This window comes from Robiginitalea aestuariiviva, assembly GCF_029537735.1.
Lineage (GTDB): Bacteria > Bacteroidota > Bacteroidia > Flavobacteriales > Flavobacteriaceae > Robiginitalea > Robiginitalea aestuariiviva.
Genome location: NZ_JARPUQ010000003.1, coordinates 106,834 through 120,914 on the forward strand (window position 1 = coordinate 106,834; position 14,081 = coordinate 120,914).

6 protein-coding genes and 1 tRNA gene are annotated in these 14,081 nt (G+C 59.8%); 5 read left to right on the forward strand and 2 right to left on the reverse strand.

Annotated elements, in window-relative coordinates; all coding sequences use genetic code 11:
• Positions 1-41: 41 nt before the first annotated feature.
• A complete protein-coding gene (gene nagB / locus OZ410_RS13130; protein ID WP_277708471.1) occupies positions 42-1,985 on the reverse strand; it encodes a glucosamine-6-phosphate deaminase in 1,944 nt (647 codons plus the stop codon).
• A gap of 169 nt (positions 1,986-2,154) precedes the next feature.
• Here nagB and OZ410_RS13135 point away from each other — a divergent pair, with 169 nt between their 5' ends.
• Both OZ410_RS13135 and OZ410_RS13140 read left to right on the forward strand, forming a co-directional pair.
• Entirely contained in the window at positions 2,155-2,904 is a 750-nt protein-coding gene (locus tag OZ410_RS13135; RefSeq protein ID WP_277708472.1) for a DeoR/GlpR family DNA-binding transcription regulator, read from the forward strand.
• A gap of 1 nt (position 2,905) precedes the next feature.
• Positions 2,906-3,730, forward strand: coding sequence for an N-acetylmuramic acid 6-phosphate etherase (locus OZ410_RS13140; protein WP_277708473.1), 825 nt, complete (start codon positions 2,906-2,908; stop codon positions 3,728-3,730).
• 15 nt (positions 3,731-3,745) lie between these two features.
• Here the strand turns inward: OZ410_RS13140 and OZ410_RS13145 are convergent, their stop codons facing one another.
• Entirely contained in the window at positions 3,746-4,867 is a 1,122-nt protein-coding gene (locus tag OZ410_RS13145) for a PQQ-dependent sugar dehydrogenase (RefSeq protein WP_277708474.1), read from the reverse strand.
• Between the two features lie 178 nt (positions 4,868-5,045).
• On the opposite strand from OZ410_RS13145, the gene OZ410_RS13150 reads away from it, so the two are divergent.
• From OZ410_RS13150 to OZ410_RS13160, 3 genes are all read left to right on the forward strand, one after another.
• Positions 5,046-13,532, forward strand: a complete 8,487-nt coding sequence (locus tag OZ410_RS13150; RefSeq protein ID WP_277708475.1) for a T9SS type B sorting domain-containing protein — start codon at positions 5,046-5,048, stop codon at positions 13,530-13,532.
• Between the two features lie 208 nt (positions 13,533-13,740).
• Positions 13,741-13,817, forward strand: a tRNA-Pro gene (locus OZ410_RS13155).
• A gap of 23 nt (positions 13,818-13,840) precedes the next feature.
• Positions 13,841-14,081 (forward strand): hypothetical protein (locus OZ410_RS13160; RefSeq protein ID WP_277708476.1); only part of this gene is annotated, 241 nt, incomplete at its 3' end.

Consider the following 14,081-nt stretch of genomic DNA (forward strand, 5'->3'; position numbering starts at 1 on the left):
GATTTGGGGGTCCCGTCCTATCGGTTAAGCGCATCGTTGGCTCAGAGGAAGTGGTAGCGCACAAAACCTTCCATGGCTTCGTACTCTGCCATCCCGAGCTCGTTGTATTTCCGGGCTGTCTGCTGGTTGCGCTGTTCGGCCCGCTGCCAGAATTCCCGTTCGTCGTTGCCGGGGAACATGGCGCTGTCTTTCTGGGACTGGTGTTTGAAAATCGCATTCTTTTTGCGCTCCATGTCTTTGGGACCGATAGGTACGGCCATTTCCATGTCGGAGATGTCCCATTCCTGCCAGGCGCCCCGGTAGAGCCATACATAGCAGTCCTTAATCCACTCGGCGCCCTCCTCCTTCAGGCGGTCCAGGGCCTGGAAGATGATCTGCAGGCAGACCCGGTGGGTGCCGTGGGGGTCGGAAAGGTCCCCGGCCGCAAAGATCTGGTGGGGTTTCACTTGCTGGAGCAGGTCGTAGGTAATCTGGATGTCGGCTTCGGAATGCGGTTTTTTCTTGACTGTCCCCGTTTCGTAGAAGGGGAGGTTCTGGAAGTGGGCGTGTTCTTCCTTCACCCCGCAGTAGCGGCAGGCGGCCAGGGCTTCCCCTTTGCGGATCAGGCCCTTGAAGTTCTGGATCTCCGGGCTGTCTACCTGCCCGGGTTCCTTCTCGGCCAGGAAGCGGCGGACCTCCCGGAACTGTTCCAGCAGCGCCTTGTTGTCCTGTTGTACGTCCGTGGCAAAGTCCAGGAAGCGGATCACCTCGTCGTCAAAGACCGCGATATTCCCGGAGGTCTGGTAGGCCACGTGTACCTCGTGTCCCTGGTCTACCAGGCGCAGCAGGGTACCGCCCATGGAGATCACGTCGTCGTCCGGGTGGGGGCTGAAGATGAGGGAAGTCTTGGGGTAGGGCTCCCGCCGTTCGGGCCGGTTGGAGTCGTCTGCATTGGGCTTGCCGCCGGGCCAGCCGGTAATGGTGCGCTGCAGGGCGTTAAAGACCCGCAGGTTGATGTCTTCGGCCGAACCGATCTCGGCAATCAGGTTTCCCATCCCGTATTCGTTGTAGTCCTCGTTGGTGAGTTTCAGGATGGCCTTGTTCAGCTTCTGGGAGAGCCAGATGGTGGCCCGTTTGATCAGGGCGTCCGTCCACTGGCATTCGGAGACCAGCCAGGGGGTATCTACCCGGGTGAGGGACGAGGCCGCAGCCCGGTCCAGGATCACCTCGCAATTGGCGTGATGTTGCAGGAAGGTAGCCGGGACGGATTCCCGGATCTTGCCTTCCACGGCCTGGCGGATGATATCGGCCTTGCCTTCCCCCCAGGCCATCATGATGATGCGCTTGGCAGCCATGATGCTGCCCACCCCCATGGTAAGGGCTTTTGTCGGCACGTTTTCCAAACCAAAGAAGTCGCTGGCGGCGTCCAGGCGGGTTACCCGGTCCAGGCGGACCATCCGGGTAACGGAACTTAAGGAAGACCCCGGCTCGTTAAACCCGATGTGTCCGGTACGCCCGATCCCCAGCAGCTGGATGTCCAGCCCGCCTTCTTCCAGGATCTTGGCCTCGTAGTTCTTGCAGAAATCCCGTACGTCTTCCCGGTCCAGGGTTCCGTCCGGGATGTTCACGTTTTCGGGGCGGATGTCGATATGGTCAAAGAGGTGCTCCTTCATAAACCGCACATAGCTGTGGATGGAATCCGGCTGCATGGGGAAGTACTCGTCCAGGTTGAAGGTGACCACATTCTGAAAGCTCAGGCCTTCCTCTTTATGGAAGCGCACCAGGAACTCGTATACCTTGATGGGGGTGGAACCCGTGGCCAGGCCCAGCACGGCTTTTTTGCCCTGCTTCTGGCGCTGGCGGATCAGCTCGGCGATCTCATTGGCCACAAAAAAAGAGGCCGTTTCCGAACTCTCGTGGATGTGGGTGCCGATTTTCTCGAATTTCCGGGACTCGTCGTCCGTGGGGATGGTGCCGAAGGGGTTGGCGGCCGCAATGTCATTCATGGGTTAAAAGGTTTGAACTGGGGCAAATATAGTACATATTTTTAATTCCTGCAGTTTTTTGCAGTTTTTGTTGCAGTATGATGCAATAATAACGTTCAATTAAAATATAGGCTACAAAAAACGGCAGGACCGGATTTTTCCTATCTTTGCCCCAAAACCGGCCACAGGCATGCTGAAAGAAGAACGCCAACGCATCATTTTAAGCGAGGTAGAACTCCACAACCGGGTATTGCTAACGGACCTTTCCGAACGCCTGGAAGTGTCTATAGATACGGTGCGGCGGGACGTGAAGGAGCTGGATGCCGAAGAAAAGCTGCGAAAAGTCCACGGCGGAGCCGTTTCCCTGGGTTTTGTTGGCCCGGCAGCGGCCAGCCCCAACACCTATGCCCTGGAAGAAAAACGCAGCATTGCCGAAAAGGCGGTGGGGATGCTTCGGGATGGCAGCGTGATCTTTATCGACGGGGGCACCACCTGCCTGGAACTGGCCCGGGCCCTGCCGGAGAACCTGCAGCTCACCTGTTTTACCCTGAGCCTGCCGGTAGCCCTGCAACTGCTGGCCAAACCCCGGGTAGAGGTGATCCTGATCGGGGGGAAGGTATCGCGGGAGGCCCAGATTGCCACGGGAGCCAGCGCAGTGCACGCCCTTTCCCAGATCCGGGTAGACTATGGTTTTATCGGCACGGGATATGTGGATGCCCTGCACGGGCTAACCGAGTTTGACTGGGAAGTGGTGCAGGTGAAGAAATCCGTCATTGAAGCTTCCCGCAAGGTCGTGCTGCTGAGCATTTCCGAAAAGCTGAATTCCCAGCACCGCTACCGCACCTGCGACATTAGCGCCATCAATACCCTGATTACCGAACTGCCGGCGGACCACAACCGCCTGAATCCCTTCCGCGAACGCGAAATCCGAATCCTCTAACATGGCCGACTACCGAAAGATTACCGAAGAACCCTCCCTGCACGATGCCCTGGAGACCTGTAGCGTAACCGAGCTGCTCCATAAAATGAATGCAGAAGACCGGAAGGTCCCGGAGGCCGTGGGGCAGTGCATCCCGGCGATTACGCGCCTGGTGGAGGCCCTGGAGCCCCGCTTTCTGAGCGGGGGACGCCTCTTTTATATCGGGGCCGGCACCAGCGGCCGTCTTGGCATCCTGGACGCCTCGGAGATCCCGCCCACTTACGGCATGCCCCACGACCGGGTAATCGGGCTTATTGCCGGGGGCGACCGCGCCATCCGCAAGGCGGTGGAACACGCCGAGGACGACACCCGGCAGGCCTGGAAGGACCTGCAGGCCTTCGACATCGGGGAAAACGATACGGTGGTGGGGATTGCCGCCTCAGGGACCACTCCTTATGTATTGGGGGGCATCCGCGCCGCGCGGGAACAGGGCTTGCTTACCGCGGGCATCACCAATAACCCGGGGTCGCCCCTGGCAGCGGCTGCCGAAATCCCCATCGAAGTGGAGGTGGGCCCGGAATTCATTACGGGCAGTACCCGTATGAAGTGCGGGACCTCCCAGAAACTGGTCCTGAATATGATCTCTACCGCCCTGATGGTGCGCATCGGGCGGGTGCAGGGCAACAAGATGGTGCACATGCAACTGAGCAACAACAAGCTCATTGACCGGGGTACGCGCTACCTGATGGAAAGCCTGGGCCTGAATTATGAAGCTGCCGGCAGCGCCCTGCAGCAGTACGGCTCCGTGCAGAAAGCGCTGGAGGCCCTTGGGAAAAAACGCGGATAACCGATTTCCCTTTCCCTAGTCTACGGGCACCAGTTTATAGATCCCTTTTCCTTCCACGGCCACATAGAGATAGCCGTCAGGCCCCTGGCGCACGTTGCGCACCCGGCCAATCCCTTCCAGCAATTTTTCCCGTTTCACTACCCGCGTGCCTTCCATCTCCAGGTGTTCCAGATATTGGAAGGCCAGGGAGCCTACCATCAGGTCGCCATGCCACTGCGGGTAGCGAAAGGAGGTCACAAAGGCCATCCCGCTGGGGGCGATGGATGGCACCCAGTAATGGACGGGCGGTTCTACCCCCGGCATTTCGGTCTGGTCCGTGATGGGGGTGCCGCTGTAATTGATGCCGTAGGTCACCAGGGGCCAGCCGTAGTTGGCCCCTTTCTTGACGATATTGATCTCGTCTCCGCCCCGGGGGCCGTGTTCGTGTATCCAGATGGCACCGGTTTCCGGGTGGCGCGCCATCCCCTGGGGGTTGCGGTTGCCGTAGGTATAGAGCGCCTCCCGGGCCCCGGCCTGCCCGGCAAAGGGGTTGTCTGCCGGGATGCGGCCGTCCGCATGCAGGCGGTAGACTTTCCCGCCGTCGCGGGTGATGTCCTGGGGGTTTACGTCCCGTTCCCCCCGTTCCCCTATGGTAAAGTACAGGTAGCCTTCTGCATCAAATTCCAGGCGGGACCCAAAATGCTGGCCCCGGGTGGTGTTGGGGCCGGCCTTGTACAGCACTTCAAAGTCGGTAAGCTGGTTTCCCTGCAGCCTTGCGCGGGCAATAGCCGTATGCCCTCCTTTTTCCGGGCCATCCGGGGAGGCATAACTCATGTAGATCCAGCCGTTTTGGTCGTAATCCGGGTGGAGTTCCAGGTCCAGTAGGCCGCCCTGCCCCCTCAGGTACACCTCAGGCACCCCGACCACTTCAGTGCGCTGCCCGTCTTTGAAATGGATCAGGGTACCGGCCTTCTCGGTAATCAGCATGCTGCCGTCCGGCAAAAAGGCCATTCCCCATGGAATTTGCAGCCCGTCCACTACCAATTCGGGGGAGATGGAGGCCGTATGAGGCGTTTCCGCCTTGTTTTCAGGGTCCTGCGCACAGGAAAAACCCGCTATTATGCCAAAAAAACACAGGGATACAATACTATTTCTCATGACGAAACGTTAGAATTCTTAGATGAATGACAGGGCATCTGCCCTAAGATAACGAGATTATATAGGAAAATAATTACACTGCCGGGCTTTCGTCATCCCAAATCACGATGGTCCGGGCTCCAAGACCGCTTAACCTATGCACCCGAAAAAGACAAGGCATCACTGGTATGCCCTGTTGATGCTAGTGGCAACTATCATCAGCTCTTCGGCGATCGCGAACGGTTCTTTTGAAAGGTTGATTACCGGGTTCACATCCCCCGCTCCCGATAGTCCCGCAAGGGCCGCGCACACCGAAGCCTCCGATTCCGGCTCCCAAACCCAGGGAGAGGCTGCCTATGGAGCCTCGGGTCTGGAGGCCGCACCTTTCTTCAACACCATTATTCTGAATGCCGACCAGGAGGTTACCTGTAGTGCCAACGGTTTTACCGTAGCCCGGTTTAACCTCTGCGGCGATAACGACGACCGGGCCATTACGGTAAGCGGCAGCCACAGCAGTTACGAGTGGCAGCAACTGGTGCCCGGCGGCAGTTGTACCTTCGACGTAAATGACGATTGCCCGGCCATTATCGGCGGGGCTTGTAACTCCTATTGGCAAACCGTTTCCACTGCGTCCGCCTTTACCCTGGACGCCTCGGCCATCCCGGCTTCCAGCGGGGCGGAATTCCGCGTACGTGTAGATGGGGGCGGGTACTACTATTTCAAGGTCAAGAAAAGTACCATTACCCAGACTTTTGTAAAGCGGGATTATATCTGCGGGGTACCGGGCCGTATCCAGGTGACCAACCTGTCCAGCGCCTATGAGTACAGCATTGATGCCGGCAGCGGCTTCGGCCCCTGGCAGGCCAGCGCCATTTTCGACAACCTGAACCCGGGCACCTATGTGGTTAAAGCCCGGCTGCAAAACACCCCCAATACCTGCGAATATCCCTACCAGCCCATCACCATCGAGCAGCTGGACATCGACATAGACGTGACCTTTACGGACGCCCAGTGTGCGGGGGATACCGGCAGCATCACTGTAACGGTGAACAATGTGCCCGGGCCCTACAAGTACACCCTGCTGGACGAATTCGGGGTACCCCAGGAGTTTACCACCTTTATCCCCAACAATCCCTACACCTTTTCCGCCGTGGGTTTTGGCACCTACAGCGTGCAGGTAGAAACCCAGCAGTGTACGGGCGACCCAGGCAACGGCATCCCGGCGCCCAACCAACCCCTGGACGTAAACGGCAACCCCATAGTGATCGGAGATGGATTGGTGGCCCTGGCCGCGTCCACCGAGGTGAATGAAAGCCTGAGCGCCGACCCGGTTTGCGGGGCCAACGATGCAGACATTATCATCAATACCTCTGGCGGCTCTGCCCCGTATAGTTTTACGGTAAGCGACGGGGGGAATTCCGGGGGCACCTATACCGGTTCTACCACCTATAATGTAACCACGGCAGGTACCTATACCTTTTTTATTACGGATGCCAACGGCTGTACCATTACCGCCACGGCAGACGTGGAAGAACTGACCCCGCCGGATGTGACCGCCAGCGGCACGGACGGGGACTGCAGCAACGGCGCCCGGATTACAGTAAACATCCTGGATGCCAAGGGCTATAACCTGCAGTTCCGGGCAGACCCGGCAGACCCCTGGTCTACCAACCCGGTCCTGACCGTACCCACGGGCACCTACAACCAGATCCAGGTCCTTTATGAACAGGGGGCCTTTAGCTGTATCTACACCCTGCCGGGTTCCGTATCCGTTACCAATGTGGGGGCCATTAGCGGGAATGCCGTTAAAATCCAGGACAATGTCTGCGATGGGGCAGGGGGTGTAGACGGGGGGATCATCGAATTCCAGGGGCCCTTCAGCGGAGGGTCCGGCAGCGGCTACCAGTTCAGTATAGACGGGGTGAACTTCTCCGGGCAGCTTACCTATACCAACCTGGGAGCGGGTACCTATACGCCCATCATCCGGGATGCCGGGGGGTGCCGCCTGGACCTGACCCCGATTACCATAGCCGGGACAGACCCGCCCACCGACCTGGATTTTGCCCAGAGCGCCATCAACTGCGCCGCCGGGACTTCGGATGTGCAACTGACCCCTACGGCCAACGCGCCCATCGTGCGGTATGAAATCATCAGCCCGGTTGCGGTGGACAACGGCGGCAGCGACACCTTTGCAGCCCTGAGCGTAAACACTTCTTACGTGTTCCGCATTACCGATGCCAATGGCTGTACCTACGAGGAAAGCTTTACCCCGGCTGTGCTGAGCACCATCCGGGTGCGCCTGAAGTCCGGGGCCGATACCCGGGTTTGTACAGGAGCCACGGACGGCTCGGGCACCTTTATCGTGGACGGGTTCGACAATGCCTACACCTACAATATTGATGGCGGGGCCGAGTCTGCCCCCCAGAACGACGCCGAGGTAGTGCTTCCGCCTTCCGGCGCCGGCACCTACACCATTACCGTAACCGACGCGGATACCGGCTGTACCGATACGGTAAGCCTGACCATCAGCGAACCGGCAAGCCCCCTGGCCCTGACCGGCAGCGTTACCGACATGACCTGCGCCAACGGCAATACCGGCCGGGTAGTGGGTAACCCTTCAGGCGGGTGGGGTACCTACCGCTATACCCTGGAACTGCCCAGCGGGGCTACCATTGGCCCGCGCAGCAACCAGGTCTTCGGGAACCTGACCCAGGCAGGCAGCTACACCCTTACCGTGCAGGATGCCGAAGGCTGTACAGCAGATTTCAGCTTTACCCTGACCTCTATAGACGCGCCTGTGCTGGCCCTGAATTCCGGGGCTTCGGATTTCTGTTACGTGCCCGGTACCGGGGCCACCCTGGAGGTGAGCTCTACGGCCGGGACCGCCCCCTTGGGCACCCACCAGTACCGCATTAACGGGGGCGCCCTGCAGGGCAGTCCGGTGTTTTCCGGCCTGAGCCCGGGCACCTATACCCTGGAAGTGGTGGACGGCAACGGTTGTTCCGACCAGGTAACGGCCACGGTCAATGCCCAGCTGCGGGTTAGCCTCAGCATCGATGCCGAAATCCCCTGCGGGGGCGCAGATGGCGGCATCCGCGTACAGGCCAGCGGCGGGTACCTGTCCGGTGCCGGTACCAAACAATATGAGGTAAGCGCAGACAACGGCACCACTTTTGGCGCCCCGGTGGCCCTGACTTCCAACACCTTTATCTACAACACCAATGTACCTGGCGACTATGTGGTCCGGGTAACGGACAACCAGGGCTGTGTGGCGGTTTCCAACCCCATTACCCTGAACCCCCCGGCTAATATTGACCCGGCCACAGCCGAGGTTACCCCGGCCAGTTGCGGGGAAACCGACAACGGACGGGTCCGGATCATCCCGGATGCCACCAGTGGGGTACCTCCCTACGAGGTGAGCTTTGACGGGGGCGCTTTTGGCGACCAGACCGTGTTTTCGAACCTGAACGCCGGACAAACCTACACCTATATTGTGCGCGATGCCCGCGGCTGCGAGACGGTGCCGGCCAATGTGACCATCCCCACGGATGTGACCCCTGCGCCCGATGCCACCGTACCGGACGTGACGGCCAATTGCGCCTCCGGCGTGGTGGAAGGCAGCATTGCCGTAACTACGGTTACCGGCGGTACGGCCGATTTTACCTATATCCTGCTGGACCAGTTTGGGAATGAACTGGAGCGCCTGGGCCCCACTGCCAGCACCACGGCAACCTTTTCGCCCCAGGTGCCCGGCATTTATACGGTGGTGACCCTGGACGCCCTGGGGTGCCGGGACGAGGATGTGGTGACGGTAGATCAGACCACCCTGGATGTGGTGCCGGATCCCCTGGTAGCCCCGGTCTGCGACGCGGGCGGGTTTACCAATACCGTAACCATTGTGGGTGGGGTAGGCCCCTTCCTGATCCGCCTGGCCACCGACCCCAACCCCCCCGTATCGCCCAACCTGACGGCCACCCGCCACACCTTTAACGGGCTGGAATTCGGGGTGACGTATACCGTGGAGGTAACCGACCTGGGTACCGGGTGTATCTACCTGGACGAAATCCCGCCGGAAGACGGGCCCAACCCCCTTCAGGTGACCGCCACTTCCACCCCCGGTTACTGCGATGTAAACCGCTTTGGGCAAATCCAGTACAGTGTGGACGGCTTTAGCGTGGGCGGCAGCCTGCAGATTGAACTGCTGGACAATACCACTGGCGCCCGTATTTTGCTGGAGTCCCCCAGCGGTATCAGCCCCATCTATACCAACACCTACGAGACCCTGCCCGGGGACTATCAGATTATCGTTACGGACCCTTCCAACAACTGTACGGATGCGGTTTCCGTGACCATAGACCAGAACCTCCCTTCCATCGATATCCTGGCGGAAGAGCCGGCCAACTGTAATGCCTTCGGGCAGTTTACGGTGCAGGGTGCCGGGGGCGACGGCGGCCCCTATACCTTCGCTTATATGCCCTCCGGGGTAAGCCCCACCCCCGGGGACTATACCACGGAAACCACCTTCCTGGGGGCTGCCGGATCCTACGACGTCTATGTGATGGACAGCAGCGGATGTACCTCTTTTGCTATCGGGACCATCATTAACCTGGACCCGGACCTGCCCGCGCCCACCTTTATTGTGGAAAACCAGTGCGATGTAACCACCACGACCTTCGATATCCTGGTGCGTATGCCGGCGTCGGTAGATACCCCCCGCTATACCCTGAACGGGGACGAGCAATTTCCTGTACTCAATGGCGGGTTCTGGGAACATACCTTTACGGTAGGCAGCCCAGGAGATTACACCGTGGATGTGATCGATGCCAACGGCTGTACCAGCCAGGGCACGGCTACGGTTTACGAATTCCTGGCCGCCACGGCCGATTGGAGCACCGAACCTTCCTGTAACAATGCCGATGGGGAAATTACCCTTACCACCCTGGGCGGCAGCGGGGATTTCACCTTCGAACTGCAGGACGGCACCGGCGCCTACCTGGCCGACAATACCACCGGCGTCTTTACCGGATATGCCCCGGGCGATTACCAGGTACTGGTTACCGACAACCTGGTTTCCGACCTGAGCGGCAACTGTACCTTCCTGGTGGACAACATCTACCTGGAAGCGGCCATTCCCCCGGTAATCTCTACCGTCCTGAACCGGGATGTGTCCTGTAACGGGGCGGCGGACGGCTCTATCGATGTGCTGCTGCAGGCGGGCACCGATGCAGACAGCCCCCTGACCTACACCCTCTATGTAAGTGGTACGTCCACGGTGGTGCAGAGCAACGCTACAGGCTCCTTCAGCAACCTGGGCCCGGGCACCTACGATGTAACCGTGCGCACCAGCCGGGGCTGTGAGGACCAGCAAACGGGCATCGGCATAAGCGAGCCCCCGGTCTTTGCCATTACGGCCAGCGCCCCGGATTTTGCCTGCGAACCCGGCGCCAACCGCTACAGTTCCACCCTGATTACCGTAACGGTTACCGATGCCGGTACCCCGGGCTACCAGTACAGCATTACCGGCTTTGGGGACTACCAGACCTCCAATACCTTCGAGGTGGTGGATAACGGAGCCCCCCAGACCATTACCGTATACGCCATTGACGGCAACGGTTGCCAGGACCAGTTTACCCTGCCGGTACTGAACCCGCCTTCCGATGTAATACCCACCCTTAGCCTGGAGGCTGCCTTAACCTGCACCACAGACGAGCGCATCCGGGTGGATGTGGTGGGATCTACCGACTTTACCCTTTCCGTGGTGAACGGCCCTGCCGCCGTGACCCCGGTATCCAATACCGCCGGAAACAGCTTTGTAACCATGGACCTGCCTGTGGCGGGCGGCTACCTGCTGGAGGTAACGGACCATATTGGCGGGTGTACCTACCCCCTGCCCCTGCACGAGGTGCTGGAGCCCCAGTACCCCACGGCCGTGATCAGCGAAGCCAGCCCGGTAACCTGCGCCGTGCCCGGGAATGACGGGGCCCTCTTTATTGAGGTGACGGATTACACCGGCGTATATGACTACCAGGTATTCCGGATCGACACCAACGGCAACCGCATCCTGCCAGCCGTAACTTCCGGCAGTTTTGATACCAATAACTACCCCGATGTTTCCGGGGACCCGGCCCGGATTACCGGCCTGCCCGGGGGCAACTTCGAGGTGGACATCGTCTCCCAGGTCAGCCCCGGCTGCCCGGCTACTTCCAATGTGGCCACCGTACGCGCCCCCAACGGACCCCTGGCCCCCGTGGCAGTGGAAGAGGGTAATGTGAGCTGTAATGACAACCAGGGGGTGATCGTGACTACCGCCACCGGCGGCTGGGATGCCGACCCCTACGAATTCCGCCTGCTGCTTGACGGCGGCAGCGGCACCTATGCCGAGGTGGTGCCCTTTGGCCCCTCCGGTCGTTTTGAAAACCTGGGCAGCGGCAATTACCGGATAGAGGTGCGTGACATTCAGGGCTGTACTGAGGTTGTGGATATTACCCTGGCGCCCATAGACCCCATCCTGGTTGGGATCCGGGAACCCCAGGGGCTGGTGTGCCCCGGGGGCAACAACGCCGTGCTGGAGGCCTTTGATCCGGCCACCGGTACTGCCCAGACCGCCACGGCCGGTGCTTCCGGCGGGGTAGCCGGCGCAGGTTACCTTTACCAGCTTATTTACCTGGGCAGTAACAATATTGCGGACGAACTCTCCCGCAGCGGGCTGCAGGACACCCCCACCTTTGCCGGCAGCGCCGGGGAGGGATACCTTAGCGCCGGGTGGTACGCCATTGAGGTGTCTTCCAGCTATGCCTGCGTGGGCATTACCGAACCCTATTATGTAGACCCGCCCCCGCCCATTGTGCCCAACCTGGTGCAGGTGCGCGCCCCTGGCTGCGGCGGTTTGGGCGAGATGCGCCTGAGTGTACAAAACCCCGAAGCGGGCTTTGAATACGAATACCGGGATGCCACGGCGGCGCCCACCGACCCCTTTATTTCCATGGGGGCCGGGCAGACCTCGGTGCTCATCAGCGGCGGGCCGGGCTTTTACCAGTTTGACGTACGCAAGGTAAACGCCGGCAATACCTGCGATGTGGTGCGTTCCAACGGGCTTACCCTTATTGATGCCCAGGACCTGGACCTGGTGGTGAACCTGCCGGACGACATTTCCTGTGCCAACGAACTGGACGGCCGTATCGAATCCTTTGCCACCGGCGGGGTAGGGGGGAACCAGTTTATCCTTTTCGGAGGAGACCCCGGGGCGGACCCCTTTAACCCCAACCCGTCTGCACTGGTGATCCGCGGCCCCCAGGCCGACGGTACCTTTGAAGGGCTGGATGCCCGCAGCGATTACTATGTAGCCGTGATGAGCGGCACCACCTGCGGCGACGTGGAAGGGCCCTATTCCGTAGTGCGCCCGGCCCCTATTGTCTTTACCGCCACCGCCACCCCCGTTACCTGTAGCGGGGAAACCGACGGCAGCGTCACGGTGGAAGTGCTGAGCGGGGGCGAAGGCCTGATCCAGTTTGCCATTTCCCCGGATTTCAACGAATTCTTTTCAGACCCGGCTACCCCCGGCGTCTATACCTTTACCGACCTGGAAGGGGCGCCCTACCCGGGCCGTTCCTACGACATCCTGATCCAGGATGAGCAGGGCTGTTCCGAGATCACCACCGTGCAGGTGGTGGAACCCGAACCCCTGGAGCTCTCCTATACCGCCACCAATGAAACCTGCCTGGGCTTTGCAGACGGCTCCGCCCAGATCAGCATAACCGGGGGCACGCCCTTTGTGGATGGCACCGGAGTGACCTATTACGAAACCAGCCTGAATTCCACGGCCGATGTGGACTTTGTGCGCAACGACGCCCTGTTCTATGACAACCTGAGCGGGGGCACCTCCTATGTGGTCTTTGTGCGCGATGCCAACGGCTGTACGGCCAATGTGGTTATCCCCGTGGAAGTTGGGGTGGAACTGGGGGCCGAACCCATAGTGGAATACGGCTGCGAGGGCATCTTCCCCTTCAATACGGTCCGGATTGAGCTGGCCAACCAGGCTGCCCTGTCCAGCGTGCTTTTTGCCCTGGATCCGGCAGACCCCACGGACGCCATCACCGCCCTGGCAGACGATGTTCGCACCTGGGGCGACCTGCCGGCTGGCGACCACACCGTATACCTGTACCACGAGAATGGGTGTACCACCTTTGTGGAATTTATCGTGGAGGATTACCAGCCCCTTACCCTGGAGGCCCTGCAGACCGGCCCGGATGAGATCACGGCCACGGCCAGCGGCGGTTTTGGCGGGTACGAATTCTTCTTCCAGGGCGAATCTACAGGCACGGACAATGTCTTCCACATCAACTACGACGCCAATATTCGCATTCGCGTGCGGGATGCCGGCGGGTGTGAGGTAGAGATCAACTTCCCTTTCAATTTTGAGGGTATGGTGGATTTCCCGAATTACTTTACCCCGGACGGGGATGGGATGAACGACGAGTGGTCTCCCAAAAACCGGGAATTCTTCCCCAATATCGAAATCAAGATCTACGACCGGTACGGCCGGGTGGTGGCCATCCTGGACCAGGTCAAGAACTGGGACGGCACCTACGACGGGAAGGAAGTCCCCACGGGCGATTACTGGTATGTGGTGAACGCGAACGACAACGAAAAACAGCAGTACGTAGGGCACTTTACCCTCTACCGCTAAAGACGCACAGCTTTGGAGCAAGCGGTGAGCCGGTGGCCTCGGGGATGGGGGCGCCGGCTTTTTTATTGGCATTTCCCCCAAAAGCCCCTGGAATTATTCCACCCCGGGGCTGTTGAAATTTCAATATTGTATTATATTTGCAGCCCGATCGGAATTCTACCCGCTGCGATCGGGCGCGGAACCTTCCCGGAAGGCCCCGCTGGAACATCGGGATGTAGTTCAGCCTGGTAGAATACACGCATGGGGTGCGTGTGGTCGCTGGTTCGAATCCAGTCATCCCGACCAAGAAAAGCCAAGCGAATTTTCGCTTGGCTTTTTTCATTTCCGGACCGCGCCAAAAGCTTGCTTTTGTAAGCGGGGAGGAAATGAAAAAACCACAAAGCGCAGCTTTGTTGGCTTTGCTTGAGCACCACCCCCCCGTTCTGGATCACGCCGCCTTGCGCGGCGTAATCCAGCGTTCCGTAAGTAAATCGGAAATGAAAAAACCACAAAGCGCAGCTTTGTTGGCTTTGCTTGAGCACCACCCCCCCGTTCTGGATCACGCCGCCT